This window comes from Anaerobium acetethylicum (assembly GCF_900096945.1).
Classification (GTDB): domain Bacteria; phylum Bacillota; class Clostridia; order Lachnospirales; family Lachnospiraceae; genus Anaerobium; species Anaerobium acetethylicum.
On record NZ_FMKA01000009.1, the window covers coordinates 1 to 26,186 of the forward strand.

26 protein-coding genes are annotated in these 26,186 nt (G+C 44.8%); 21 read left to right on the forward strand and 5 right to left on the reverse strand.

Annotation, left to right across the window (positions count from 1 at the left end; translation table 11 throughout):
- The 16 genes from BJR36_RS08915 to BJR36_RS08990 form a co-directional block, all read left to right on the forward strand.
- Nucleotides 1–743 (forward strand): DUF4214 domain-containing protein (locus BJR36_RS08915; RefSeq protein ID WP_139133532.1); only part of this gene is annotated, 743 nt, incomplete at its 5' end.
- Nucleotides 744–970: 227 nt separating this feature from the next.
- The gene (locus BJR36_RS08920; RefSeq protein WP_091232997.1) at nucleotides 971–1,720 is read left to right on the forward strand and encodes a polyphosphate polymerase domain-containing protein; all 750 of its coding nucleotides are present in this window, start codon (nucleotides 971–973) and stop codon (nucleotides 1,718–1,720) included.
- A complete protein-coding gene (locus BJR36_RS08925; protein WP_091233000.1) occupies nucleotides 1,713–2,378 on the forward strand; it encodes a DUF4956 domain-containing protein in 666 nt (221 codons plus the stop codon). The genes BJR36_RS08920 and BJR36_RS08925 overlap by 8 nt, the downstream gene beginning before the upstream one ends.
- 33 nt (nucleotides 2,379–2,411) lie before the next feature.
- Nucleotides 2,412–4,064, forward strand: a complete 1,653-nt coding sequence (locus BJR36_RS08930; protein WP_091233003.1) for a carbohydrate-binding domain-containing protein — start codon at nucleotides 2,412–2,414, stop codon at nucleotides 4,062–4,064.
- Between the two features lie 231 nt (nucleotides 4,065–4,295).
- Complete coding sequence (locus BJR36_RS08935; RefSeq protein ID WP_091233006.1) at nucleotides 4,296–5,279, forward strand: lysylphosphatidylglycerol synthase transmembrane domain-containing protein; 984 nt, start codon at nucleotides 4,296–4,298, stop codon at nucleotides 5,277–5,279.
- 189 nt (nucleotides 5,280–5,468) lie between these two features.
- Nucleotides 5,469–6,284: a YitT family protein gene (locus BJR36_RS08940; RefSeq protein WP_091233009.1), complete on the forward strand. Its 816-nt coding sequence runs from the start codon at nucleotides 5,469–5,471 to the stop codon at nucleotides 6,282–6,284.
- Between the two features lie 365 nt (nucleotides 6,285–6,649).
- Entirely contained in the window at nucleotides 6,650–8,809 is a 2,160-nt protein-coding gene (nrdD, locus tag BJR36_RS08945; RefSeq protein WP_091233292.1) for an anaerobic ribonucleoside-triphosphate reductase, read from the forward strand.
- A gap of 1 nt (nucleotide 8,810) precedes the next feature.
- Complete coding sequence (gene nrdG / locus BJR36_RS08950) at nucleotides 8,811–9,308, forward strand: anaerobic ribonucleoside-triphosphate reductase activating protein (protein ID WP_091233012.1); 498 nt, start codon at nucleotides 8,811–8,813, stop codon at nucleotides 9,306–9,308.
- 437 nt (nucleotides 9,309–9,745) lie between these two features.
- Nucleotides 9,746–10,588 (forward strand): L-ribulose-5-phosphate 3-epimerase, encoded by an 843-nt coding sequence (locus tag BJR36_RS08955; RefSeq protein WP_091233014.1) that lies wholly within the window; start codon nucleotides 9,746–9,748, stop codon nucleotides 10,586–10,588.
- A 258-nt stretch (nucleotides 10,589–10,846) separates the two neighbouring features.
- The gene (gene araD / locus BJR36_RS08960; protein WP_091233016.1) at nucleotides 10,847–11,533 is read left to right on the forward strand and encodes an L-ribulose-5-phosphate 4-epimerase; all 687 of its coding nucleotides are present in this window, start codon (nucleotides 10,847–10,849) and stop codon (nucleotides 11,531–11,533) included.
- Between the two features lie 156 nt (nucleotides 11,534–11,689).
- Nucleotides 11,690–12,070, forward strand: a complete 381-nt coding sequence (locus BJR36_RS08965; RefSeq protein ID WP_091233019.1) for a zinc ribbon domain-containing protein — start codon at nucleotides 11,690–11,692, stop codon at nucleotides 12,068–12,070.
- Between the two features lie 141 nt (nucleotides 12,071–12,211).
- Nucleotides 12,212–12,799, forward strand: a complete 588-nt coding sequence (locus tag BJR36_RS08970) for a biotin transporter BioY (RefSeq protein ID WP_091233021.1) — start codon at nucleotides 12,212–12,214, stop codon at nucleotides 12,797–12,799.
- Between the two features lie 118 nt (nucleotides 12,800–12,917).
- On the forward strand, nucleotides 12,918–13,889 hold the full coding sequence (bioB, locus tag BJR36_RS08975; protein WP_091233024.1) for a biotin synthase BioB: 972 nt from the start codon (nucleotides 12,918–12,920) through the stop codon (nucleotides 13,887–13,889).
- Entirely contained in the window at nucleotides 13,882–14,592 is a 711-nt protein-coding gene (gene bioD / locus BJR36_RS08980; RefSeq protein WP_091233026.1) for a dethiobiotin synthase, read from the forward strand. Before bioB ends, bioD begins: the two co-directional genes overlap by 8 nt.
- Entirely contained in the window at nucleotides 14,589–15,938 is a 1,350-nt protein-coding gene (bioA, locus tag BJR36_RS08985) for an adenosylmethionine--8-amino-7-oxononanoate transaminase (RefSeq protein WP_091233031.1), read from the forward strand. Before bioD ends, bioA begins: the two co-directional genes overlap by 4 nt.
- A 123-nt stretch (nucleotides 15,939–16,061) precedes the next feature.
- The gene (locus tag BJR36_RS08990; protein ID WP_091233033.1) at nucleotides 16,062–16,631 is read left to right on the forward strand and encodes a phosphatase PAP2 family protein; all 570 of its coding nucleotides are present in this window, start codon (nucleotides 16,062–16,064) and stop codon (nucleotides 16,629–16,631) included.
- Nucleotides 16,632–16,759: 128 nt separating this feature from the next.
- Here the strand turns inward: BJR36_RS08990 and BJR36_RS08995 are convergent, their stop codons facing one another.
- From BJR36_RS08995 to BJR36_RS20275, 3 genes are all read right to left on the reverse strand, one after another.
- Entirely contained in the window at nucleotides 16,760–18,202 is a 1,443-nt protein-coding gene (locus BJR36_RS08995; protein WP_091233035.1) for an alanine/glycine:cation symporter family protein, read from the reverse strand.
- A gap of 186 nt (nucleotides 18,203–18,388) precedes the next feature.
- The gene (locus BJR36_RS09000; RefSeq protein WP_169823643.1) at nucleotides 18,389–18,964 is read right to left on the reverse strand and encodes a TetR/AcrR family transcriptional regulator; all 576 of its coding nucleotides are present in this window, start codon (nucleotides 18,962–18,964) and stop codon (nucleotides 18,389–18,391) included.
- Complete coding sequence (locus tag BJR36_RS20275) at nucleotides 18,934–19,074, reverse strand: hypothetical protein (RefSeq protein WP_169823644.1); 141 nt, start codon at nucleotides 19,072–19,074, stop codon at nucleotides 18,934–18,936. Before BJR36_RS20275 ends, BJR36_RS09000 begins: the two co-directional genes overlap by 31 nt.
- A gap of 236 nt (nucleotides 19,075–19,310) precedes the next feature.
- On the opposite strand from BJR36_RS20275, the gene BJR36_RS09005 reads away from it, so the two are divergent.
- Nucleotides 19,311–19,745, forward strand: coding sequence for a DUF6465 family protein (locus BJR36_RS09005; RefSeq protein ID WP_091233041.1), 435 nt, complete (start codon nucleotides 19,311–19,313; stop codon nucleotides 19,743–19,745).
- 83 nt (nucleotides 19,746–19,828) lie between these two features.
- Here the strand turns inward: BJR36_RS09005 and BJR36_RS09010 are convergent, their stop codons facing one another.
- Nucleotides 19,829–20,038, reverse strand: a complete 210-nt coding sequence (locus BJR36_RS09010) for a DUF1858 domain-containing protein (RefSeq protein ID WP_091233044.1) — start codon at nucleotides 20,036–20,038, stop codon at nucleotides 19,829–19,831.
- A gap of 256 nt (nucleotides 20,039–20,294) precedes the next feature.
- Between BJR36_RS09010 and BJR36_RS09015 the strand changes: the two genes are divergently transcribed.
- The 4 genes from BJR36_RS09015 (at nucleotide 20,295) to BJR36_RS09030 (ending at nucleotide 25,079) form a co-directional block, all read left to right on the forward strand.
- On the forward strand, nucleotides 20,295–20,909 hold the full coding sequence (locus tag BJR36_RS09015; protein WP_091233049.1) for a hypothetical protein: 615 nt from the start codon (nucleotides 20,295–20,297) through the stop codon (nucleotides 20,907–20,909).
- Nucleotides 20,906–21,466, forward strand: a complete 561-nt coding sequence (locus BJR36_RS09020) for a hemerythrin domain-containing protein (RefSeq protein WP_091233052.1) — start codon at nucleotides 20,906–20,908, stop codon at nucleotides 21,464–21,466. Before BJR36_RS09015 ends, BJR36_RS09020 begins: the two co-directional genes overlap by 4 nt.
- Before the next feature lie 290 nt (nucleotides 21,467–21,756).
- Nucleotides 21,757–23,217, forward strand: coding sequence for a DEAD/DEAH box helicase (locus tag BJR36_RS09025; RefSeq protein ID WP_091233055.1), 1,461 nt, complete (start codon nucleotides 21,757–21,759; stop codon nucleotides 23,215–23,217).
- 377 nt (nucleotides 23,218–23,594) lie between these two features.
- Nucleotides 23,595–25,079, forward strand: a complete 1,485-nt coding sequence (locus BJR36_RS09030) for a DUF1846 domain-containing protein (RefSeq protein ID WP_091233058.1) — start codon at nucleotides 23,595–23,597, stop codon at nucleotides 25,077–25,079.
- 61 nt (nucleotides 25,080–25,140) lie between these two features.
- Here the strand turns inward: BJR36_RS09030 and BJR36_RS09035 are convergent, their stop codons facing one another.
- Complete coding sequence (locus BJR36_RS09035; protein ID WP_091233060.1) at nucleotides 25,141–25,968, reverse strand: PocR ligand-binding domain-containing protein; 828 nt, start codon at nucleotides 25,966–25,968, stop codon at nucleotides 25,141–25,143.
- Nucleotides 25,969–26,186: the final 218 nt, after the last annotated feature.

Below are 26,186 nucleotides of genomic sequence, written 5' to 3' on the forward strand. Positions count from 1 at the left end.
ACCTCTATTTTACCACTTGCGGAGAGAAAATTTATATAAATGAAGCAATAAAACCCAGTAAAATCAATGGGTTGCGGCGTTTATCAAACGCCTATGATCTTTTAGTAAAAGGAGAGAGGACCGGAGCAGAAGTAGGACAGGGATTTGTATTCAGTACGGAATTCAAAGAACGTAACCTGGGCAATCCCGAATTTACTGAAGTTCTTTATAACACTTTTATGGATCGTAATGCAGATGCAGGTGGAAAAACCTACTGGCTGAATATGCTGGACAACGGAGTATCCAGGGAATTTGTGTTTAAAGGTTTTGTGGAATCCACGGAATATGCAAGCCTCTGTAAGCATTATGGAATCGTTACAGGCTCATATGTGCTTAACGAACCAAGAAACCAGAACGCCAGCCTCACGATGTTTGTCAACCGCTTATATGCAAAAGCCCTGGGAAGAACAGCAGAAGTGGAAGGACTGGACTATTTTACAGGGGAAATCATGGCCGGTAACTTAAATCCTGTTCAGGCGGCGCAGAATTTCATTTCTTCACCTGAATTCAAAAGCAAAAATCTTTCTGATTCTGAATATGTAAAAGTTCTTTACAGAACCTTTATGGGAAGAGAATCTGACCAGGATGGGCTTGATTACCATATGGAGAGATTGAAAAACAAAGTAAGCCGCGAGGAAATTCTCCTTGGTTTTGTCAACTCACAGGAATTTAATGATATTATGAATAGCTTTGGACTTAGGTAATCCGAAATCGGCCAGCAGGGAGTTGAGAACTCTCTTCTGCCCGTTTTTTTGATCTGTCAGGGGTGGAGTATCAAAAGCCCATCTAAAAAACAGCATTTGTCTGTTTGCATAAGTTTTAATAATGAGATGTGATGCAAAAGTAAAAAGAAGGTTTAAAGTAAATTTTAAGTTAAGCCGGTAGAATGTATCTATGAGATAACAACAAGCAAAGACAAGGAGGTATTACCATGAACCAGTATCAGGAGACATTTAAAAGATATGAAAAGAAGTATCTGCTAAGCGAAAAGAAATACAGGATGCTGAGACAGAAACTGCAGAACAGGCTTCATATAGATAACTATGGCAAGGTAACCATATGCAACATCTATTTCGACACACCCGAAAGCCTGCTGATCCGGACATCTCTGGACAAGCCGGTCTATAAGGAAAAACTGAGGCTCAGAAGCTATGGAACACCGGCCAGAGGCGATAAGGTGTTCATTGAGCTGAAAAAGAAGTATAAGGGCATCGTCTATAAAAGGCGTGTGGATATGGAGCTGTCCGAAGCGGAGCATTATCTGTATGACAGGATTCCGGTAAAGAAGCCGTCACAGATTACCAGGGAGATTGACTGGGTCCTGGGGTATTATGAAGGCCTGGTACCGGCGATGTATATTTCATACAACCGCATTGCGATGTACGGGAGCGAGGATCCACAGCTGCGGGTGACCTTTGACAGCAATATCCTGTGGCGCAGGGAGCAGCTCAGCCTTGAGTCAGGCGCCTGGGGAAATGCGCTGCTTGAAGAGGGGCAGAGACTGATGGAAATCAAGATTCCGGGGGCAATGCCGTTATGGCTGGCCCATATACTTGATGAATTGGAAATATATCCGATATCATTTTCAAAATACGGAAAGGGATATCAGGAGTCGGAAAAGCTGGAAAAATCAAATACAGACAGTAATGTTATAAGAAGAGGAGAAATCAGATATGCTTAATACAATTTTAACGGACACATTTACAATAGGAACCTTTTTAGTATGCATGGTATGCTCGCTGGTGCTCGGATCGGTAATCGCATGGATACACAGCAGGTATAACAGCAGCAGCAAGGGGCTTGTGATGACGATTGCCCTGCTTCCGGCAATCGTTCAGGTCGTCATCATGCTTGTAAACGGAAATCTCGGTACAGGAGTTGCCGTAATGGGCGCCTTCAGCCTGATCAGGTTCCGCTCGGTGCCGGGAAGCGCAAAGGAAATCAGCAGTATCTTCATGGCTATGGCTGTAGGCCTTGCGACGGGAACCGGATATCTGATAACTGCGGTGATCTTCGTCGTGATCATAGGCGGCGCAAGCATCCTGTTCAATGTCACGAAATTTGGCGAGTCTGATTGTGAGGAAAAGGAATTAAAGGTCACAATTCCGGAAAGCCTTGATTATTCGGGGATTTTTGATGATCTGTTTGAAGAATACACAAAAAAGCATGAACTCGTAAAAGTGAAGACAGCAAACATGGGGAGCCTTTACAAATTAGAGTACCGCATCAGATTGAAAAATGCAGCGGCGGAAAAGGCTTTTATTGACGGCCTGCGCTGCAGGAACGGAAATCTTGAAATATCATGCGGAAGGGTTGCATATGGAAGTGAAGAATTGTAATGGATTTAAAATATCTGAAAGTGAGGTAATGTAATGAGAACAAAGTTTAACTGTTACATAGCGGCTGTGATGGCATCCGTTACTGTCCTGGCTAGCTGCGGCTCAGGCCAGGCTGGAAACACGGATACGGCTGTATCGGGAACGGAAACAGCATCGGGTACGACAGGTTCAGCAATAGTAGTCGATAAAGAGTTTACTGCAGGAGATCTGGAAGTCGGGTATGAAGACAGCACGGCTACCCATGTCGTGCTTGATGGAAGAAATATCGAGGTTGCCGGGGAAGGGGCAGAAGCCACAGACGGGAACCTGATCATAAGCGGTGAAGGTACTTATGTGATCAGCGGAGTCCTTGATGACGGACAGATAATCGTTGATGCCGGGGATGCTGATAAAATAAGGATTGTCCTGAATGGAGCTTCCATCACATGCGCAGACAATGCGGCAATTTATATCAAAGCAGCAGATAAGGTATTCATTACCGTGGCGGAGGGGACTGAAAATACACTTGAGGACGGCGCAGAATATGTACTGGATGATGAAAACAACGTCGATGGCGTCATCTTCAGCAAGGAAGACCTGACAATCAACGGAAGCGGCACACTGAATATAAACGGCAATTACCAGCATGGAATTGCATCGAACGACGACCTTGTCATAACAGGCGGGAATATGAATATAACTGCAGTCAGGGATGCATTGAACGGCAAGGACTGCGTTAAGATAAAAGACGGAATACTCAACCTGAGCGTTTTGGAAGGCAATGGCATACAGTCGAAGAATGGGGATGATACGACAAAAGGATATGTGTATATCTGCGGAGGCGGGATAAACATAACGAAATGCAGTGAAGGCATCGAGGGAACCGCTATCGTGATTGAAGGCGGAACAATCGATATCGTTGCGGAAGATGACGGTCTTAATGCGGCAAGCGATACCAGCGGCAGCAGCACTGACAGCGATAAGGCAGCAGCGCAGATTGCGGCAGCAGGAACTCCGGGGGATACAGCATCAGCAGAGGATAAGACAGAAAGCACGGCAGCGGAGGGAGCGATGCCGACAAAAGAAATTCCGTCAGGAGATATACCGGAGAGAGACATGAAGCCGGGAAGCACAGGGACAGCAGATTCAGATGCTGAGGCTGCACAGGACGGCCAGATGGCACATGGAGGCCGCGGCGGTTTTGGCGGCGGAGCAATGGGAAATGACGCTAACTGCTATATCTCGATCACAGGAGGAACCACAACCATCGATTCTTCGGGAGATGGAATAGATTCCAATGGATCGATTTATGTGTCGGGAGGAACAACATATGTGAGCGGACCAGCAGACAATAACAACGCCGGCATGGATTATAACGGGAGTGCTGAAATCACAGGTGGAACATTTGTAGTGGCTGGCAGCTCCGGAATGGCGCAGGGATTTTCGGAGACATCAACACAGTACTCTGTTTTATACAACCTGACCTCTTCATGCGATGGCGGGACAGAAGTAAAGCTTACTGATGCGGCTGGCAATATTCTGGTTTCCTATACACCGGAAAAACAGTACCAGTCGGTTGTAATCAGTACGCCGGATCTTGAAAAGGATGATGTTTATAATCTGATCTGCGGAGAACAGACAGCGGAACTCACATTATCCTCTGTTGTTACAAGCAATGGACAGAGCGGAATGAACTGGAAAAAATAATATAACAGAAGAGTGAAATCATATGGCTGCAGCCTGACAATTTTCCGGTCAGGCTGCAGCTGATTTTTGTACAAATCCCTGGGACATTGATGACCGGCAGCAGGAAATGAGATAACGGCCCAAGCCCTTCGGCAGGTTCGAAATAATTGAAAAATGCGCTGAAAAAGCGTAGAATAAAGATATAGAACTGACCTGTCCACCCATGCGTTTTTGAGAGTAGAGGTGCTTCCAATGAAAAGCAGACTTGTCTTTAAATGGCTTGCCCTGGCAATTGTCATGCTGCTTGCCTGTGCCATGAACCGGGGCACGCTGCAGGATATAAATGAAGAACTCAGGAGGGTGCGTCCTGAAGTCTTAGCCGCCTGCGGAATGTTTTCGGCCCTTTACTTTGTCGAGGAAGGGAGAATCATCCATACCCTTGCAAGAAAGTACAACAGAGATTTTACCTGGAGGCAGGGTACATTCTGTGCCCTGTACTGCAGTTTTTACAGGATACTTACCTTTGGAAGCGGGGCGGGGGTCGCACAGGTATATTACCTGAATACGAAGGGAATACCCGCTGCGAAAGGGACCGGCATGAGTCTGGTACAGTATTCCATTCAGCGGATGGCCATATCTCTATATGGTGTAGCTGGCTGTATTCTGATATATGTAAGGTATCCGGAACTTCTTGGGGGATACAGGTATTATCTGCTGGCCGGCATTCTTGCAGCAGCAATTTACATTGCAGCCATCCTGGTGATTTGCACCTGGAGACGCGGATCCGACAGGATATTTGTATTAGCAGGAAGAGTTGCAGGATCCAGGGCGAAATGGATTGAGAAAATAGGAGTATGGGAGATGCAGACCCTGGCACTTCAGGAGGAGGCAGCTGCCCTGCTGAAAGACCGTCAGAGGTTTCTGCATGTATTTGTAATCAATATTGTCAAGATGACCTGCTGGTATATCATTCCGGGGATTGTACTGTTTTCGAAAGAAGGGTTGGAAATCAGTACCTCCCTGATGATGACTTCCATTGTGTTTATGTTGGCAACTGTCATGCTGGTCCCATCAGGAATTGGGGCTATGGAATTTGCGTTTGTTATTTTTTACGCTGGAATTGCGGATGCCGAAACGCTTGTCCTGGCACTTGTGGTATACAGATTAATGGTTACGGTAATCCCCTTTGCAGTAGGAGGCGTATGCGTCGGGGTGAACAGGAAAAAGGACCGGTGAACGGATTGCATGAAGTTATCGTGACTGTTCAGTCATTCGGTTTTGCAAGGAATAGTTTCAGGTTATTGTGATTTCACAGCTTCGGGTGTATAATAATCGCACAATACAGGAAGTTGGAACAAGGAAGCATAAATGGGGAGAGAATGGATGGAGCATAAGACAGATTTAAAAAGAGAAGTCTAGAGGTATATTTTTCTATTCATAGGATCAATATTTGCGGCCCTTGGTTTGGAAGTATTCCTTGTCCCAAACAATATAATCGATGGAGGAATCATCGGTATTTCTATCATTTCCAGCCATCTGACGAAATGGCCGCTGGGCATTTTTGTGGTTGTCCTGAACCTGCCGTTTCTTGTTTTTGGATATAAGCAGATAGGCAAGACTTTTGTTTTTTCCTCTCTTTTTTCAATTATATCGCTGTCGCTCCTGACTTTTCTTTTCCATCACAGAGCGGTTGTTACAAATGATGTGCTTCTCGCAGCTGTGTTCGGGGGACTGATACTTGGAATCGGAGTCGGGCTTATCATAAGAAGCAGCGGCTCCCTTGACGGTACAGAGATGGTAGCCATAGTCGTGAGTAAGAAAATCCCTTTCTCTGTTGGAGAAATCGTCATGTTCTTTAATCTGTTCATATTAAGCAGTGCAGGTCTCGTTTTCGGCTGGGACAGGGCGATGTATTCCTTCCTTGCCTATTTCATCGCTTTTAAGACAATCGATATAACGATTGAAGGCCTTGATGAGGACAAGGCGGCTATTATCATATCGGATCACCCTGATGAGATTGCAGACGCGATTATGGCGAGACTCGGAAGGGGTGTTACCTATATGGAGGGCAGGGGCGGATTTTCGAAGGACAAAAAAGTAATCCTGTATTCAGTCATTACCCGTCTGGAAGTAGCAAAGCTGAAAGCAATTATCCATGAAAAAGATCCGCAGGCATTCCTGACAATCAGCGATGTCTATGAGGTGATGGGTGGAAAGCATAAGAAACGTGCGATACATTAAATGCTCCGGTCGAATGAATAAAGAGAAATCATGATTAAAAAAACCTTCTTCAACGTCATTTTTTTCCGTTGATGGAGGTTTTTCCGGTTTTGCAGGTAATTGCATCCCAGGCAAAGAAAAATTGATTTATGGCAAAAGGACAAACATGTGCAAAGTGACGAATTTGAAAAAGATAGAAGTTTTAACTTGTATTCTTAGGCAAAGGAAGGTACACTATATATTGCGCCTGAAGAAACGGCAACACAAGATATAGTGTCAATCGGGCAGCGAAGCACTAGATAAGGATATTTCAAGTGGATATAACAGGCGGATCTGAAAGAGAGATGCCAGACATAATAATACGAAGCAAAGGAAGTGCAGATGAAATGAAGGTCTTAAAAAGAAATGGAAATCTTGTGGAGTTTGACAGCTCGAAAATAAAGAGTGCCATATTGAAAGCTATGAAATACGGAAGCGGAATCATAGATGAAAAATGCGCAGAGGAAGTGGCAAATGAGATTCAGAACGAAAGCGGTATGCGCGAGCAGGTAAGCATTTACAGCATCGAGGATATGGTTTTCGCAAAGCTGATCAGCAAGAACCAGCTTCTGACTGCCAAATCATACGAAGGATACCGGAAGGTAAGGGAATTCCAGCGTATGAGCAATACCATAGATAAAGAAATCTACGGGATTGTCACAGGCGAGAATAAGGAAGCAATCGATGAAAATTCAAACAAGGATGCTTATGTCCTGGCTACGCAGAGGGATCTGATTGCTGGAGAATTTTCAAAGGATTACTGCCGCAGGACGAAGCTTCCTACTAAAATCGTGCAGGCCCATGATGATGGAATCATACATTTCCATGATATGGATTATTTTATACAGAAAATGCATAACTGTGACCTTGTCAATCTGAAAGACATATTTGAAAAAGGAACAGTCATCAATAAAAAACTGATTGAAACGCCGAAATCATTCCAGACTGCATGTACGGTTGCTACCCAGATCGTCCAACAGGTGGCGAACGGTCAGTATGGCGGGCAGACAATAGCACTTTCCCATCTGGCGCCGTATGTAAGGGTAAGCCTTCACAAACACAGGAGAAACGTTGCCGAAGAGGGAATTCTTGTCGGAAGGGCGTATGCGGAAGAAGAGGTCAGCATAATCGCAGAGAAACGTCTTCGCGAGGAAATCATTGCAGGAATCCAGACAATACAGTACCAGATCAACACGTTCTCTACAACAAACGGACAGGCTCCATTTTTATCGATCTTCATGTATCTGCTTGAAGAACCAGAGTATGTCAAAGAAACAGCCCTGCTGATCGAAGAGATGCTCAACCAGAGATATTTCGGAATGAAGAACGAAGTGGGAGTCTATGTAACACCTTCCTTCCCGAAATTATTATACGTGCTCGATGACAACAACATGCCTCAGGACAGCGAATACAGATACCTTACAGATCTGGCTGTCAAATGCGTTGCAAGGCGCATGATGCCGGACTTCATCTCAGCGAAAATCATGCGTCAGAATTATGACGGTGAAGTGTTCCCCTGCATGGGATGCAGAAGCTTCCTGTCGCCATGGAAGGATGAAGACGGAAAATACAAGTGGTACGGAAGATTCAACCAGGGCGTTGTTACCCTCAATCTTGCTGATGTCGGCCTTACAGCCCAGCAAGACATGAATCAGTTCTGGGATATCCTTGATAAACGACTGGATCTTTGCAAAGATGCCCTCATGTTAAGGCATGAAAGCCTGAAAGGCACCACATCAGACATTTCGCCGATCCACTGGCAGTATGGAGCCCTTGCCCGTCTGAAAAAGGGGGAAAAAATCGATAAGCTTCTGATGGACGGCTTTTCAACCATTTCGCTAGGGTATATTGGCCTCTACGAATGCGTGCTTGCAATGCTTGGTGAAACCCATACAAGCGAAAAGGGCGAAGAGCTCGCAGTTGCAATCATGAATAAACTGAGGACAGCATGTGAAACCTGGAAGGAACAGACAGGCCTCGGATTTGGCCTCTACGGAACACCGGCAGAATCGACGACCTATACCTTCGCAAGAGCACTGAAGAGAAAATTCGGTATCGTCGAAGGGATTACGGACAAAGATTACCTCACTAATTCCTATCATGTAAATGTCAGGGAAAACATAGATGCCTTTGACAAGCTGGGATTCGAAGCACAGTTCCAGAAAATATCATCGGGCGGTGCAATCAGCTATGTTGAGGTTACAAACCTGAATTCCAACCTTGATGCCCTTTCGGAACTAATCGATTATATGTACAACACCATTCAGTATGCAGAAATCAATACAAAATCAGATTACTGCCAGGATTGCGGATACACAGGAGAAATCCTTCTTGATGATAATTATGAATGGTTCTGCCCGAACTGCGGAAATAAGAAACGCAATAGGATGAATGTCTGCAGAAGAACTTGCGGATATCTCGGAGATAATTTCTGGAATAAGGGAAGAACGCAGGAAATCGGGGAAAGATATGTCCATCTGGACAACAGAGTATACGAGGAAGCTTAAGATGAGATATGCCCAGATCAGAAAATGTGACGTTGCAAACGGAAAAGGAATCAGGACATCCCTGTTTGTGCAGGGCTGCACGTTCCAGTGCAAAGGCTGCTTCAACACAGATACATGGGACTTTGAGGGAGGCAGGCTCTGGGACGAAAGTATCGAAAAGCAGTTTGTCGAACTGACCGGAAAGCCCCATATAGCAGGTGCCACGATCCTTGGCGGAGAGCCCCTTCATCCGGCTAACTGCGAATGCGTGACCAGACTGGCTAAAAGGCTGAAATCGGAATATCCCGAAAAAAGCATATGGGTATACTCAGGGTACTGCTTCGAAGAGCTTGCGGAAAGAGAATCTGAGATCTTCGAATATATAGATGTCCTGGTAGACGGCAGGTTTGAGCAGGATAAGAAGGATCTCAGCCTCAGATTCAGAGGTAGCAGCAACCAGAGGGTAATCGATATAAAGAAGACTCTGGAAGAGGGCAGGATTACCTTGTACATGGAGTAGCAGTACAGCGGAAGCGGCCGTCATGACTGCATAACAATAAAAAAGAAGAATTTTTCACGGCACCAGAAGGCGGCCTCTGCAGTTTATTGCGGAGGCCGCCTTTTGACAAGCTAACCTTAATATAAATAGGCGGGAAAAACGTGCCAAAAATACGAAAAATCACAAAACAGAAAAGCGCCATAAAACAATCGTTTAAATGAATAAAATGTTTAAATGAACATAAAAATAAACATATAAATGATTAGTGAAATAAAACAATCATTTAAACAATCGTAAAAGCAACAAAAACAAACAAAAAAATGCAAAACTAGATTGACAAAATGATCGGATTGTGACAACATAAACCTATGAGCATTAGAGCAACGATATTTTTAAGATTCTGGAAAACTGGCAGGGCCTGTTAAGGTATCAGGCCGGCCAATCATTTAGGAGGAAGCATGAAAAAATATACTTTGGGACTATATGAAAAATCTATGCCCGGACAGCTGACCTGGAAGGAAAAACTGCAGAGTGCAAAGCAGGCCGGCTTTGACTACGTTGAGATCAGCATTGACGAAACGGATGAGAAACTGGCAAGGCTCGAATGGACAGGGGAGGAACGATATGAACTGAAGAAGGCGATTCAGGAAACGGGCATCCCCATCTATACGATGTGCCTGAGCGGGCACCGGAAATATCCGCTGGGAAGCCGTGACGAGGCTGTAAGGACCAGAGGCCTTGAGATTATGGAGAAAGCGGTTGGGCTTGCTGCAGATCTTGGGATACGTATCATACAGCTTGCAGGCTATGATGTATATTATGAGGAAGGGGCTGAGGATACAAGAGCCCTGTTCGAAGAGAACCTGAAAAAAGCCTGTGATATGGCTGCCCAAAAGGGCGTTATGATGGGATTCGAGACGATGGAAACTCCGTTTATGGATACAGTTGAAAAGGCGATGCATTATGTCAATAAAATGGACAGCCCTTATTTAGGGGTATATCCGGATATCGGGAACCTCACGAATGCAAGCCTGATTTACGGAAAGAGCGTGAATGACGATATCGCGACAGGCAGGGGACATATCGTTGCGACGCACCTCAAGGAAACGATTCCGGGACATTACAGGGAAATTCCTTTTGGAACGGGACACACTGATTATGTAAAACATCTCAAACTGCTCAAGGAACTGGGGATCAGGATGTTCGTCGGAGAATTCTGGTATATCGGATCACCAGAATGGGAAAAGGATTTGAAATTTGCCAATGATTTTCTCAGAGAGAAGATAGAACAGGTCTACTAAGCAGGTGAGGAGTAACTCACAGGGTGAACAGCTGCTGCAAGGAACATAAATGCGGGACGTAGTCCTGAATGGTTACAAAATAAGTTAAATAGAACTATATTATTGAAAAAAAATGTGTTATAATACCAATGACAAGTTCACTTGTAAGTACAACTTGTGCAATGCTGCAGCCAGATGTATTGTACAACTTTAGCTTCGGTGAATTGTTATATAAACATCCGCAACTTTGGATAAAATTTTTAGTCAGGGAGGAAAAATATGTTAGAACAATTGAAACAACTCGTGTATGAAGCGAATATGGAGCTTCCAAAACGTAAACTTATTACATATACCTGGGGAAACGTAAGCGCGATTGACCGGGAAACAGGATATTTTGTAATTAAGCCGAGCGGTGTCGATTATGATGACCTGAAAGCTGAAGACATGGTGGTTATGGATCTGGAAGGAAACAGGATTGAAGGGAAATACAAACCATCATCAGATACAGCCACTCATATAGAGTTATACAAAGCATATCCGGAAATGGGTGGAGTTGTACATACACATTCGCCATGGGCAACTACATGGGCTCAGGCTGGAAAAGGCATCCCATGCTATGGAACGACCCATGCAGATTATTTCTACGGTGAAATCCCATGCGCAAGAAGCCTTACGCCTGAAGAAATCCAGGGAGAATATGAAAAGAATACCGGCCTTGTAATCATCGAGACTTTCGAAGGAAAGAACCCAATGTTTGTCCCGGGTGTTTTATGTACAAACCATGGACCTTTCACATGGGGAAAAGATGCGGCTGAAGCAGTACATAATGCTGTTGTACTGGAAGAAGTTGCAAAGATGGCTTTCAGGACTGAAATGCTCAATCCTGGAGTGAAACCGACTCCGCAGGTTCTCCTTGACAAGCACTTCCTGAGAAAGCACGGAGCAAACGCATATTACGGACAATAAAAAATAAACAATAAACGTACCTGGTACCGTGAAGTTTTCATGGTGCCAGGTCTTTTTTGCAGCATATGTGACTATGAAGGACGTAGTCCTGAATAGTTACGATTTGTTTTATAATTGTAAGAAAAAGTGATTTCTGATGAAAGGATGGGCGGAAGAATGTTTTTTATTATGGGAATGAACAGTGACGAGAAAAAACTGGATTTTTCACAGATGGTCATATGCAGCCGCTGCGGCAAATATGGGCGTTATGAAGTGTTTATGCACTACATGGTTTTAAGCCTTTTTTTCATACCGCTGTTCAAATGGAATAAAAGATATTTCGTGAGGAGCAAATGCTGCAACGTAGTTTATGAACTTCCAAAAGAGCTTGGGCAGAGGATAGCCAGAGGTGAAAAGATCGAGATTTCGGAAGACGATCTGATCTGGGTGCGAGGAGGGTACAAGGCTTCCAGGCGATGCGGCAGGTGCGGTTTCACTACTGATGAAGAATTTGAGTTCTGTCCAAAGTGTGGCGAAAAGCTTGAAGATGTACATTAGACTGAGCTTTTGAATGCGGATGAAGCAACAGGAATTTTTTTGCACTAATTGTCAACTTGATAACACAAAAGGTTGACAATTGAAAAACAATAAAGTATATTTACCCTTATCAGACAAAAAATGTTAATGAGGAGGAGAAATATGGATACGAAATCAAATGCAGGAGTACTGCAGAAATCAGGAATCAAAACTCAGGAGATGGTACTATGTGCGCTTTTTACCTCGCTGATTGCAGTCGGGGCGTTTATAAAAATTCCGGTTCCGGTTGTACCGTTTACCCTGCAGTTCCTGTTTACAATGATGGCGGGACTTCTTTTAGGCGGCAGACTCGGGGCATTCAGCGTACTGGCATATATAGTCATTGGATTGGCGGGGCTTCCGGTTTTTGCAGAAGGCGGTGGAATCGGGTACATATTAAAGCCGAGTTTCGGCTATATTATCGGATTTATGGCGGCAAGCTATGTGACAGGAAGAATTGCAAATCAGATGAAAGCACCTTCCTATATAAGGCTTCTGGCTGCGAATTTCATGGGTCTTGTTATCGTGTATGTATGCGGTATGGTGTATTACTATCTGATTGCCAACTTTGTAACAGATACGCTGATCGGAATCTGGCCCCTGTTTCTGTATTGCTTTATTCTGGCTGTTCCAGGCGACATCATGCTCTGCATATTGAGTGCAGTGCTTGCAAAAAAGCTGATTCCGATAGTTTCAAGGATGCAGAGATGATATAGCTGAAAGAAACGGATGGAGCAATATAGCAGGCAATAAAGAAGTTTCATTGGCCGGCGGGAGCATTAGAGCTGCCGGTCATCAGACTGAAATTAGCAGAATGGAGAATTATGACATGCAGGAATTGGAAGTAATAAAAGAAGAAATTATAAATGGCAGAATGATAGGAAAAGCCGAAGCACTTTTTCTGGTGAAAGCGCCGTTGGAAGAACTCTGTTCTGCCGCAGATGAAATAAGGGAATATTTCTGCGGCAGCAGCTTTGATATATGCACGATTGTCAACGCAAAAAGCGGAAGATGCACGGAAGACTGCAAATACTGTGCACAGTCGGTTTTCTACGGTACAGGTACGGAAGAATATCCACTTCTGGATATGGAAACGATTGTGGATCAGGCTGCCTATAACCATGAACGGGGAGTGCTCAGGTACTCTCTGGTCGCTTCGGGCAGGAGTATGCCGGATCCGGAACTTGACCTGGTATGCGAAAGCATAAGGAAGATTAAGTCTGAGACTGGAATTGAAGTGTGCACTTCTCTTGGCCTGCTTGGCGAGGAGCAGTTCAGGAAGCTTAAGGAAGCCGGAGTCAGCAGGATACACAATAATCTTGAAACATCAAGGGGATTCTTTACAAAGATCTGTACGACCCATACCTACGATGAAAAAATCGATGCAATAAAGTCTGCCCAGAAGGCAGGTCTGAAAGTCTGCAGCGGCGGGATAATGGGACTCGGAGAGACGATGGAGGACAGGATTGACATGGTGCTGGAAATCAGGGGGCTGGGAATAAAATCCATTCCTGTCAATATGCTGAATCCAATAGCCGGCACCCCTTACGAGGGTGAAAAGCAGCTTGAAGAGGATGAGATGAGAAGGATTTTAGCGGTTTTCAGGTTCCTGGTACCGGATGCATCCATCAGAATGGCAGGAGGACGAGGGCTCCTGGCTGACAAAGGGCGAAGCTGTTTTAAGTCGGGGGCAAATGCCGCCATTTCGGGGGATATGCTGACGACCGCAGGTATTTCAATAAGGGAGGACATGGGTATGTTGAAAGAACTGGGATATAAGGCGGTACTTTGGGATGAGTAGAGGAATTTTCGTAACGGCGACAGGAACAGATGCGGGAAAGACATTCGTATCGGCACTTATTGTGAAGAAATTGCGTGAGGCGGGATTTCATGCAGGATATTACAAAGCTGCACTGAGCGGCGCCATGCAATCGGAGGCCGGACTGATTCCTGGGGATGCAGACTACGTAAGAGGCGTGGCAGGCCTGGAAATGAAGGCGGAAGAGCTTGTATCCTATGTATATGAAACTCCTGTTTCGCCCCATCTGGCTGCAAAGCTTGAAGGAAATCCGCCCGAGATGAACGTAATCATCAAAGACTATCTGGATATTTCAGCCGGATATGATTTTGTGACAGTCGAAGGAACCGGAGGAATCGTATGTCCGATACGTTTTGACCATAAGCGGATCATGCTGGAGGACATCATCAAAGAGATGAACCTTAGTGCACTGGTTGTTGCAGATGCGGGACTTGGAACAATCAATGCGACCGTTCTGACCGTGGCTTACATGAAACAAAAGGATATACCTGTTAAGGGCATCATTTTAAACCGCTTTCATGAGGGGGATGTAATGGAGGAAGACAACCGGAGGATGGTGGAAATCCTGACTGGTATTCCTGTTATTGCAACGGTTGATGAGGGCGGTCAGGAACTTGGCATTGATGCAGCCAGTCTGGCCCGTCTTTACGGAGAGCAGGCACAGAAAGAAGGAAGCATAGTATGAATCTCATTGAAAAGGATCTTAAATATATATGGCATCCGTGCTCTCAGATGAAGGATTACGAGGAGATGAAGCCGATCATAATAGACAGGGGAGAAGGAGTTTATCTTTATGATAGGGATGGGAAGGAATATCTCGATATTATCAGCTCCTGGTGGTGCAATCTTCTGGGGCATTGCAATCCGAAAATAAGTGCGGCGGTTAAACAGCAACTTGAAAAAGTCGAGCATGTCATATTCGCAAATTTTTCCCACGAGCCGGCAATACGACTATGTGAGCAGCTGTCAGAGGTGATTCCTAAAGGGCTTACGAAATTCAATTTTTCCGACAATGGATCAGCATCTGTCGAGGCGGCTCTGAAGATGAGCTTTCAGTACCAGTATCAGACGGGCCATAAGGAAAAAGTGAAGTTCATGTGCCTTTCAGAAGGATATCATGGGGAAACCATCGGCGCGCTGTCTGTTGGCAGCATGGATCTTTATGCTAAAATCTATAAGCCTATGCTTATGGATGCAATACAGATTACAGCACCGGACTGCTACAGGTGTCCATATGAGAAAAGCAGGGATAATTGCAGCACAGAGTGTTTCGAGCATGCGGAAAGAGCATTTGAAGAGCATGCGGATGAGACATGCGCAATCATAGTCGAACCTCTGCTCCAGGGAAGTGCGGGCATGAGGATTTATCCGCCTGCATATCTGAAGAAGCTTAGAAAGCTGTGCGACAAATATGAAGTAATTCTGATCGCCGATGAAATCGCTACCGGGTTCGGACGGACAGGAAAAATGTTTGCATTCGACCATGCAGGGGCGAGTCCCGACATTATTTGTATTTCCAAGGGTTTGACAGGTGGCTATATGCCAATGGCAATAACAATAACGACGGATAAGATTTATGATGCATTTTATGCGGACTACAGCGAAGGGAAAGCTTTTATGCACAGTCATACCTACAGCGGAAATCCGCTGGGATGTTCGGCTGCCCTGGCGGTCCTGAACATTTTCCGGGAGGAAAGCGTACTGGAAAATGCGTCAAAGAGGGCAGAATATCTAAATAGCCGCTTGAATGAGGCGCTTATGGGACACCCGAATATTGGTGAAATCAGACACCTGGGGCTGGTGAATGCAATGGAACTTGTTGCTGACAGGAATACGAAAAGAGGGTTCGATTCCGGGCTCAGGACAGGATACCAGATCTATAAAAAGGCTCTTGAGAAAGGCCTTATACTGAGGCCTCTCGGGAATGTGCTTTATTTCAATCCGCCGCTTACCATCAAGGAAGAAGAGATTGAGAAAGCGGTATCCATCTGTGCCCAATCGATAGGAGAGGTAACGCAGAGAAGCAGATGAAAAATCCGGAAAGGAAGAGTGCCAGCTATGGCATGAAAGTTCCTGAATTATATGTGAACCACTGGCGGAATTCGCAGAGAGACGTTATAATTGTTGCTGTATATCAAAAAAGGGAGGAAATCAATGATAGAATTTATAACGAATCTGGACAGGGCAATCATTTTTTTCGTGCAGGAGTTTATGCATGTTCCAATACTTGATAAAGTAATGATTGCGATAACGACGCTGGGAAACAAAGGATTTATATGGATTGTAATGGCCCTGTTCCTGGCAGCACGCAAGAGAACCAGACTGGTTGGGATTGCAGCCCTGGCAACGCTTCTGCTTACGACAATAATGGGAGAGGGAATCCTGAAGCATCTTGTATGCAGGCCGAGGCCTTATAGGGACTATCCAGAGATACAGCCGTTGGTTGAAAAACTGACAAGCTATTCGTTTCCTTCTGGGCATACAGGATCATCGTTTACGGCATCCTGGGTATTTGGACGGTATCTGAAGAAACAGGCAGCATATTTCTGGATACTGGCAGCAGCGATGGGCTTTTCAAGGCTTTATCTGTTCATGCATTATCCGAGCGATATCCTGGCAGGGGCGGTTCTTGGAATCCTGTGTGCGATGATCATAGTGCTGGTATTAGAGAAAATAGTGGGATCGCAATGGATTTATACGCCGGAACAGGAGACGGAGGCATAAACAAACCGGAAGAATATAACGTAACGATTTTGGGAAATGCAAAAAGAATCAAGAAATCCCGGAGGTGCAGTCATAGTATTGAAAACTGCACCTCCGGGATTCTTTTTATTTTCTATTATTTGCTGATGCTATTTTTCCGTATCGATCTTGAGCATTTTCGTACCGGAAACGGATTTTGTTCTTGCAAAGAATTCATTCGTAGTTTTCACGATAACCCCGCTCAGAGCGATGATGGCAATCAGATTCGGGATGGCCATCAGTCCGTTGAAGATGTCGGCAATGTTCCATACAGCTTCTACAGTCATGTAGGGGCCGATGAAGACAGCTGCAATGTACAGCCAGCGGTAAAACAGCAACGGCTTCTGGTTGCCTCCGAGAAGATATTCAAGACAGCGTTCGCTGTAATAATTCCATCCGATGATTGTTGTGAACGCGAAGAATACAAGGCACATCATAAGCAGAAAGGCGGATATGCCAGGATTGAACGGAAGACCTTCCTGGAATGCGTTTGTGGTGACTGCAACTCCCTCGAGACCGATGTTCCAGGAACCCGTGACGACGATGCTCAGCCCCGTCATGGTACATACGATGATTGTGTCGATAAATGTACCTGTCATGGAAACGAGGCCCTGACGGACAGGTTCTTTTGTCTGTGCGGCAGCTGCTGCGATTGGAGCGCTTCCAAGGCCGGCTTCATTGGAGAAGATGCCGCGGGCAATCCCTTTCTGCATCGCTACTGAAATTGCGCCCAATGCACCGCCGGCAGCAGCCCGCAGCCCGAAAGCACCTTCAAAGATTTCGACAAAGGCTCCGGGGATTGCTTTGTAATTAACGAGCAGCAGAACCAGGCAGATTCCTACATAGATGATTGCCATGAAAGGAACGATGATTTCTGAAACGCGCGCAATTCGCTGGATTCCGCCGATGAGGACGAGGCCGGTGCAGATGGTCACAACAATTCCAGCGATCATGACAGCGATGGAGATATCATTGCCGAAAACATTTATCATCATTGTGCTGCCAGGATCAAAATAATTCCTGACGGATGAGGCGATTCCGTTTACCTGGGTAAATGTACCGATCCCCAGAAGACCTACTCCCACGCCGAAGAATGCAAAGATTTTTGCGAGCCATTTGAATTTTGCGCCCATACCGTTTTCGATATAGTAGAAAGGTCCGCCGAGAACATGTCCGTCCTTGTCGATTGTCCTGTACAGGATTGCAAGGACGCCTTCTGCGTATTTTGTAGCCATCCCGAAAAAGGCAGCTACCCACATCCAGAAAAGGGCGCCAGGTCCGCCTGCGACGAGAGCTGTTGCCACGCCGACTATATTGCCGGTTCCGATTGTTGCAGAAAGGGCAGTACATAAAGCGCCGAAGCTTGTAACTTCGCCAGTTCCGCCTTCTTCGTTTCTGACCATGAACTTCAGGGCTTTGGGAAGATGGATAAGCTGCAGCAGGCCAAGTCTGATGGTCAGGAAAATACCGGTGGACAGGATTAGTATGATCAGGGGAAGGCCCCAGACAACACCATCAAACCACTTGATAAAATTGTTAATGCTGTCGAACATTATTGATTCACTCCTTATTATTGTTATTCTTAATTATGGTTACGTCTGTCAACAGTGCTGTGAAATTTTGTGGGTATTCAGGACTGCGTCTGTTACTGTTCACTCCGTGACCAGTAACACGCTTCGCGATGCACACAGCACCAAGCTATAATGTACCATCTATAGATATGGCATTACAAGAAGAACTCACAAAATACATTGTTTTTTTATCAATGCACAGCTGCAGACAGTCTCTAGAAGTTCTTCAATCTCCCGGGGCTCTTCCAAAAAACCATCAGCAATCCACTTTCTGACTACGGAAATCAATCCGTTTGCAACAAAGGTGTAAAGGTATTCATGGCAGGAAGAAGATGCTGCTGGCAAGGTTCTGTTCAGCATAGAGATAAAGCAATCATGAAAGGATTCGAAAAAACTGTTGGAAAAGAGATGTCCGTCATGGCACTTTAAAAAAATGGTGCTTGTCTCTTTGTTTTCATCCAGCGCTTTCAACAGAGTATGAATAAAGGACGTGAAAGAAAAATCCTTGTCAGGAACCCTGATCAGATCGATTACATCTTCAAGCAATTCAGTTTCGATTGCATAGAGCAGACTGAGCGGATCCGTGTAATGAAGATAGAAGGTGCTTCTGTTGATATCTGCAAGATTACAGATATCCGTAACGGTTATTTTGATCAGCGGTTTTTCCCGCATCAGCTTTATGAGGCTCTGTTGCAGCAATGCCTGGGTATGCCTTACACGTCTGTCTGTTTTCCTGATTTCCATAAGTTCTCCCCCCTCGTAAACAGTATGGTCATGATCTGTCTGCCCCATGCAGGGTGTGCAAACAAAGCTCTTGCTCCTTGCAGACGGAGCAGTTCCGTAACTTTTGACATTATAATACAGAGTTTTCAGAAAAACAACACAAATCATGAAAAGAAAATAGGCAATAAATGTAAAGCAATGAGACTTAAAACAACACAAATGTGATAAATGTAGTTTAAACGTCAGTATAATAGTGTTTGATGGTTGAATAAATCTTGTTTTACATTATAATTAAAAACTGTAAATTCACTTTTTTATATGGAAATAGTAGACAAATAAAGACGGGGTATTAAAAGGAGAGTATGATATGGCTAACAAACGTGCAGTTAAGAGTACTGAAAAAGAAATTGCTGATAACATTGTAGAAACAGCAGCTGAGGAAACAGCAGCAAAGACTGCGAAGTCTTCGAAAACAGCGAAAACAGCAAAGGCACCAAAGGCATCAGCAGAAGCGATTGACGGGGAAGAGAAGAAACCGGCAGCACCAAAGAAGAAGGCGGCACCTAAGAAAACCAAAAAAACGGCAGAAGAGATGAGGCGCGAAACAGAGGAAGTTTACTTCCAGTTCTATGGCCAGGAAATTCTTGCTAATGATATCTTTGCAAAAGCAAAGGAAGCTTACATGGCTGAAGGGAATCAGGAATCCATGATAGAATCATTTAAACTCTATATCAAACCTGAAGATAACAAGGCATATTATATTGTAAATGATGAAACAAGGGGACATATCTGCCTGGACTAGAATGTCAGTGCACCAGCATCGTAACCAGAAACACCCGGAGCATGGGAGTGCTCCGGGTGTTTCTGGTTATTGGATTAACGGGATTAAGCTTCTGTCGCAGCCAGGTAGTCGTTGAGCTTGTTAACGAGAGTATCGGCATCTATTCCGTGAACCATGCATGCGTCTGATAAAGATTCCATCTGTGAGGATGGGCATCCGAGACAGTGCATTCCTGATTCCATTAAAATTGGAGCAACTCCGCTGTATGTTCTTAAGATATCACCGATTATCATGCTTTTTTCTACTTTTACCATTTGAAAACCTCCTTGAATTTGTTTGGTTATGTGTGCCTGACCAGTTGTGATCAGTTGTTCTGAAGTTAATATATCATGCTGAAAGAATAAAATATGTAGCCATGGCAACATATGAGATGTTCAGGAACTGCTAGAATAACTGTAATGATTCAGTACGGCTCCTCAGGAGTCGCGAATAATCACGTTACCAATAAAATATATGATTTACGGCAGAAGCCGTGTATCGTATGCATTAGAGAAATCATGGAGGTATATGATGAGTTTATTTTTAGGACCTATACATTACTGGCTTTATAATAAAATACAGATCCAGCAGGGAATCGTTGAGCAGATCGTAGAAGCAGGGAAGGGAATATCCCCGCAGCTTGCTGAAAAGCTGGATGAACAGTTCGACGTTTCCGAATCCAGGCCGCTTGAAGATGTAATCGACGGGGGAAATATTCACGGATGGCTTCAGTACAGGGTATCTCAGACTGAATCCAAGCTGGCAGCAGCCGTAACGGAACTTATCGGCAAGCAGCCGGAAATGCTGAAAGAAATAGAAGATATTTTTGCGGAAAATGGAAGGAAAGCTGCTGAAGGAATCGACAGTTCGAGCGCTGCTGCTGTCTATAAAGCGCTCAGCGACAGCCTTCTGGACGGAATGCCATGCGACCATGCGAACGCTATTATGGAAGAAGATGCAGATCAGGTTATTTGGAAACGAAATACCTGTGTACACAAGTCATACTGGGAAGCGTCAGGCGGAGATATCAGCATATATTATCTGCTGAGAGAATCCTTTATAAAGGGATTCCTTTCCGGGACTCCATTTGTGTTTGAAAAAATCGATGAGACAGTAAGCGCGATAAAAAGGGGTGACCTGTTATGAATAGCATCCAATTGATGGTTGAGGAGCATAAGTATATAGTCAGAATGCTCAGGGTTGTCAGAACTGCATCGGCCAGGGTGATGGCAGGGGAAGAGATCAATTATGATGATTTTGAAAAAATGATCGATTTCATTGCAAACTATGCAGATAAGCATCACCACGGAAAAGAAGAGCAGTTCCTGTTCAGGGAAATGGTGGAAAGCTTCGGTCAGGTAGGAGTGAATCTGATCAACCACGGGATGCTTGTGGAGCATGACTGGGGGAGGCTGTTCATTAGTGAACTCAGGGCGGCCCTTGAAAGCGTAAAGGCAGGAAACGAAGACAGCAGGCTGGATGTTATTGCAAATGCAGTGGGATATGCCAACCATCTGGCAAGGCATATTGTCAAGGAGGATACTGCAGTCTATACCTTTGCCGAAAACAGGCTCGGCGCAGAAGTGCTGGAACGGATTAACAGACAGACGGAAGAATTCGAGGAAGAAGCAAAGCGCCAGGGCATCCAGGAAAAATACATGGCAATCGTGGAAGAGCTGGAAGAGAAATATCCAGAGAAATAAAAGGAACAGAAAAACGAAATGGGGAAACCTGTCACATTATTTTTGGGGCAGGTTTCTCCATTTTTTTCTGACAATTATAGCATTGTCGTCTCCGGGTCAGGAAAAAAGAACGTAACGGTCCTAAATAGTTGCAAAAGAACGAAGAAAAGTTGTAATATGGTGATGAAGCGTGTAAGATTGCAGAAGGAGAAAAAGAAACCTGCCACAAAATAGTAAAAACAGCAGGAAGAACAACATATACAGAACAGCAGCTGTTGCAGCTGCAGAAAATAAGAAAGAACCGGTGAAATATGAACCAGACAAGCTATAAAGATTACAAATTAAGCAAAGAGATACAGAACGCACTGGACATCCTGGGATACAGGGAGCCTACCGAAGTCCAGGCCCGTGCAATCCCCCTGGTGCTTGACAAGAAGGACGTCGTGGTGAAATCCCAGACCGGCAGCGGAAAGACGGCTGCCTATGCAATTCCCTTATGCGATATGATCGACTGGCTGGAGAACAAGCCCCAGGCCCTTGTACTGACGCCAACGAGGGAACTTGCCGTACAGGTGAAGGAGGACTTCATCAATATCGGAAGATTCAAACGCATCAAGGCAACGGCCGTTTACGGGAGGCAGCCAATATCCATACAGAAGACAGAACTGAAACAGAAATCTCATGTGGTCGTGGGAACGCCGGGGCGCCTGCTCGATCATATGGAAAGGGGATCGATCGCCCTTGAAAAGATAGAATACCTGGTGATAGACGAGGCGGATGAAATGCTGAACATGGGCTTCATCGACCAGGTTAAGGCTATCATCGAAAGGCTTCCGAAAGAACGGGTCACCATGCTCTTTTCAGCGACCATGCCCGAGGAGATCAAGGAGCTGGCTCTGCGCTACATGAGGGAGCCGGAGGATATTGAAATCGAAGCATCAGGGATAACGACCGAGGGAATCGGGCATTATCTGTACAGGGTTGCGGAAATGGACAAGCCGGCCCTGCTACGTAATGTGACGATAGTGGAGAATCCGGACAGCTGCCTGGTTTTCTGCCGGACAAAGGAGCAGGTGGATTTTGTATGGGAATTCCTGAAAAATCTCGGATACAGCTGTGACAGGCTGCATGGTGGCCTGGAGCAGGACAAGCGCTTCGAGGTGATGAACAGATTCAGACGCGGGGAATTCAGATATCTGATTTCTACCGACATTGCAGCAAGGGGAATCGATGTGGAGAATATTACCCATGTGATCAATTATGAAATCCCATTGGAAAAAGAAAGGTACGTCCATCGCACAGGAAGGACCGGCAGGGCAGGTCTTGAGGGAAAGGCAATTACTTTTGCAACTCCTTCGGAAAGCAGATATCTGCAGCAGATTGAGGAGTATATTGGATTCGGGATGACGGAGCTTGAACCGCCCTCCGAAGAGGAGATCAGCAGCAGGAAGCCTGAATTCAAACTGAAAATGAAATCGGCACCGGTAATCAAGAAATCCAAGGGGGCAGGTCTGAACAGGAAGATCATGAAGATCTATTTCAGCGGCGGCAAGAAAAAGAAGCTGAGGGCGGTGGATTTTGTCGGAACGATCAGCAAAATCGAAGGCATCACACATGAAGATATCGGCATCATAGATATCAGGGATACGGTCACCTATATCGAAATCATGAATGGAAAAGGATCGAAGGTCCTTGAGGCGATGAAGGACAGGACAGTAAAGGGCAAGACTTTGAAAGTGTCAGAGGCAAAAAAGGAAAGAAGATTTAATTAAAAAACTTAGTAAAAAACTATTGTGCTTTTTATAAGAAGTAATTATAATAGATGAAGTGAATTTGGTTAACCGATTTAAATTGTGATGCCTTGTAAAATATCTTTTGAGTATATGAAATCTTACACGGACAGTATAGAACGATATTTCGGGTAAAAAGAAAAGCGTCTGAAGTAATGGGATTCCGTTATCTGCAGACGCTTCATATAGTTCAGGAAAGACAAAGGCGTCTGCGATAATGGGAATTAGAGATTCCCTTATTAACAGACGCTTGAATTTTTTTCGGACTGCCAGATTAAAAAAAGAAACAGAATAAATGTCAACATGTATTTCAGATGATATACAATCACGCTGATCTTAAGAGAAGGAGATGTCTTTTTATGAAAATAGGATTCGATAACGATAAGTATTTAAAAATGCAGTCGGAGCACATTAAGGAAAGGATTGCCCAGTTTGGAAATAAGCTGTATCTTGAATTTGGCGGAAAGCTTTTTGATGATTACCATGCATCAAGAGTATTGCCGGGATTCCAGCCGGACAGCAAATTAAGGATGCTTTTACAGCTTAAAGAGCAGGCGGAAGTCATCATAGCAATCAGTGCAGGGGCAATCGAAAACAACAAAATGCGTGGAGATCTGGGAATCACATATGAGGTGGATGTGCTTCGTCTCATCGATGAATTCAGCAACATTGGACTTTATGTGGGCAGCGTCGTGATCACACAGTATTCCGGAGAGGCTTCCACTGACCGCTTCCGCCAGAACCTGAAGGAACTGAACATCAAATCCTACGTGCTCCATAAAATAGAAGGATATCCGAGCAATATCAACCATATCGTAAGTGAAGAAGGATATGGTAAAAATGATTATATAGAAACCACCAGGCCGTTGGTGGTAGTAACTGCCCCGGGGCCTGGAAGCGGAAAGATGGCTACCTGCCTTTCACAGCTCTATCATGAAAACAAACGCGGAATCAAGGCGGGATATGCGAAGTTCGAAACCTTCCCTATCTGGAACCTCCCTTTGAAGCACCCGGTCAATCTCGCATATGAAGCAGCAACAGCAGATCTTAACGATGTCAACATGATCGACCCATATCATCTGGAAGCATATGGAGAGACGACCATCAACTATAACCGTGATATCGAGATTTTCCCGGTATTGGATGCAATGCTTGACAAGATTATCGGAAAGAGCCCGTACAAATCACCTACCGACATGGGGGTAAATATGGCAGGAAAATGCATCATAGATGATGAAGCTTGCAGAAGAGCATCAGAGCAGGAAATCATCAGAAGATATTACCAGTGCCTTTGTGACCTGAAACGCGGCAGCAGCTCAAAATCCATCCTGTATAAACTGGAACTGCTTATGAAGCAGGCTGGAATTACAGAGGATGATCGAAAAGTCATAGATGCCGCAATGACTCGCGAAGCAAGAACAGGACATCCGGCAGTCGCAATTGAACTTCCGGACGGCCAGATCATTACAGGAAAGACATCTGATCTGCTGGGCGCTTCAGCAGCCGCACTTCTGAATGCAGTAAAAGTGCTTTGCGGGCTTCCTGACGATCTTCACCTTGTTTCTCCGGAAGCAATAGAGCCTATTCAGACACTGAAAACACTCTATCTTGGAAGCGGAAATCCGAGACTTCATACTGATGAAATACTGATTGCCCTTTCTGTCAGCGCGGCCCATGACGCCGATGCAAAACTTGCCCTTGAACAGCTTCCAAAGCTGAAAGACTGCGAAGTACATTCTTCAGTGCTTCTTTCAGCAGTTGACGAACAGGTATTCAAGAAGCTGGGACTTCATCTCACAAGCGAACCGAAATACGAATCAGACAAAATCTATCATAAGAACTAACAGAAAGAAATCCCAGGCCGGGCAGGCCTGGGATTTCTTTCTGCGTTCAGGGCAATATTTCCTATGATGAAGCAGAACGCTTGCGGTATTCGCTGGGCGTTGCACCATATTCCTTAAAAAACACTTTGGAAAAATAGTTCTGGTCGGAAAAGCCGCATTCCATCGAAATCGAATTTATGGAATCAGAAGTGTTGGCGAGAAGCTTTGAGGCATGCTTCATGCGGACTTCCAGTAGATGACGGCTGATGGATATATGATAAGTCTTTTTGAAAGTATCCATGATCGTCGGCTTGCTGTAAAAGAAGTGCGAGGCCAGTGAATCCATAGTTATTTTCTGGGAGAAGTTCTTGTTGATATATTTTCGGACGGCATGCGCAAGATCTTTGTCAGACAGATTGAGCCGGTTGCTCAGGCTGATGTATTCGGCGCATATGTTCATGATGGAGATGCAGGAACGTATCTTCTGCTTCGTGCTGGCGGGAATGCGGTCGATGGCGTCTTTCAGAAGCAGCTTGTCTTCTGTGTAGGGACTGGCATTTTCATATATGTTTTCACGGCTTTCGTTTTTACTGTCGATTGTCTGTCCCATCATCAGGTACCCGGTCAGGACACCGAAATGGTAGAGGGGCGCCACGGCCTCATAAAGTCCGAACTGGCATTTGTAGATATGGACCTCGTCAGTTTTTTTGACGATCTCAAAGGCGTCAGCATCATTCCGGACACAGCATGCCCTTACTTTAGAATCTTTCTGGAGAAGTGCACAGAAGGTAGAAAGTTCCTTCGGGTATGCAATGATTTCGTTCAGGTTCGTATCATAAATGGAAATGCGGAAGCCTGATATAGTGTGTAAGTCTTTCAAGATGGGGAGTAATTCGGTTTTATCTTTCATATGGGAGCTCCTTATTGATTAGTAAAATACTCTGTAATTTATCATTTTACTAATAATTATACTGCATTGCACGAGAAAATCAAGGCAAGACGTACATTTGAAATACGAATGATCATAGTATGTATTTTTTTTGTTTGAAAATGTTTTAAAATGTAAATAATATAAAAAATATACATATTGTATTGACATGCCAGTTGATATAATGTAGTGTTTGAATT

Bases quoted from the DNA above. Each gene is read 5' to 3' on its own strand.
- bioB (WP_091233024.1), top strand. From the start codon at position 12,918: ATGCAGGAATTGGAAGTAATAAAAGAAGAAATTATAAATGGCAGAATG.
- BJR36_RS08935 (WP_091233006.1), top strand. From the start codon at position 4,296: ATGAAAAGCAGACTTGTCTTTAAATGGCTTGCCCTGGCAATTGTCATG.
- BJR36_RS09030 (WP_091233058.1), top strand. From the start codon at position 23,595: ATGAAAATAGGATTCGATAACGATAAGTATTTAAAAATGCAGTCGGAG.
- BJR36_RS09020 (WP_091233052.1), top strand. From the start codon at position 20,906: ATGAATAGCATCCAATTGATGGTTGAGGAGCATAAGTATATAGTCAGA.
- BJR36_RS08925 (WP_091233000.1), top strand. From the start codon at position 1,713: ATGCTTAATACAATTTTAACGGACACATTTACAATAGGAACCTTTTTA.
- bioD (WP_091233026.1), top strand. From the start codon at position 13,882: ATGAGTAGAGGAATTTTCGTAACGGCGACAGGAACAGATGCGGGAAAG.
- BJR36_RS09035 (WP_091233060.1), bottom strand. From the start codon at position 25,968: ATGAAAGATAAAACCGAATTACTCCCCATCTTGAAAGACTTACACACT.
- BJR36_RS20275 (WP_169823644.1), bottom strand. From the start codon at position 19,074: ATGTCAAAAGTTACGGAACTGCTCCGTCTGCAAGGAGCAAGAGCTTTG.
- nrdD (WP_091233292.1), top strand. From the start codon at position 6,650: ATGAAGGTCTTAAAAAGAAATGGAAATCTTGTGGAGTTTGACAGCTCG.
- BJR36_RS08970 (WP_091233021.1), top strand. From the start codon at position 12,212: ATGGATACGAAATCAAATGCAGGAGTACTGCAGAAATCAGGAATCAAA.
- nrdG (WP_091233012.1), top strand. From the start codon at position 8,811: ATGAGATATGCCCAGATCAGAAAATGTGACGTTGCAAACGGAAAAGGA.
- BJR36_RS08920 (WP_091232997.1), top strand. From the start codon at position 971: ATGAACCAGTATCAGGAGACATTTAAAAGATATGAAAAGAAGTATCTG.
- BJR36_RS09015 (WP_091233049.1), top strand. From the start codon at position 20,295: ATGAGTTTATTTTTAGGACCTATACATTACTGGCTTTATAATAAAATA.
- BJR36_RS08995 (WP_091233035.1), bottom strand. From the start codon at position 18,202: ATGTTCGACAGCATTAACAATTTTATCAAGTGGTTTGATGGTGTTGTC.
- BJR36_RS09005 (WP_091233041.1), top strand. From the start codon at position 19,311: ATGGCTAACAAACGTGCAGTTAAGAGTACTGAAAAAGAAATTGCTGAT.
- araD (WP_091233016.1), top strand. From the start codon at position 10,847: ATGTTAGAACAATTGAAACAACTCGTGTATGAAGCGAATATGGAGCTT.
- BJR36_RS09000 (WP_169823643.1), bottom strand. From the start codon at position 18,964: ATGGAAATCAGGAAAACAGACAGACGTGTAAGGCATACCCAGGCATTG.
- BJR36_RS09025 (WP_091233055.1), top strand. From the start codon at position 21,757: ATGAACCAGACAAGCTATAAAGATTACAAATTAAGCAAAGAGATACAG.
- BJR36_RS08955 (WP_091233014.1), top strand. From the start codon at position 9,746: ATGAAAAAATATACTTTGGGACTATATGAAAAATCTATGCCCGGACAG.
- BJR36_RS08930 (WP_091233003.1), top strand. From the start codon at position 2,412: ATGAGAACAAAGTTTAACTGTTACATAGCGGCTGTGATGGCATCCGTT.
- BJR36_RS08990 (WP_091233033.1), top strand. From the start codon at position 16,062: ATGATAGAATTTATAACGAATCTGGACAGGGCAATCATTTTTTTCGTG.
- BJR36_RS09010 (WP_091233044.1), bottom strand. From the start codon at position 20,038: ATGGTAAAAGTAGAAAAAAGCATGATAATCGGTGATATCTTAAGAACA.
- BJR36_RS08965 (WP_091233019.1), top strand. From the start codon at position 11,690: ATGTTTTTTATTATGGGAATGAACAGTGACGAGAAAAAACTGGATTTT.
- bioA (WP_091233031.1), top strand. From the start codon at position 14,589: ATGAATCTCATTGAAAAGGATCTTAAATATATATGGCATCCGTGCTCT.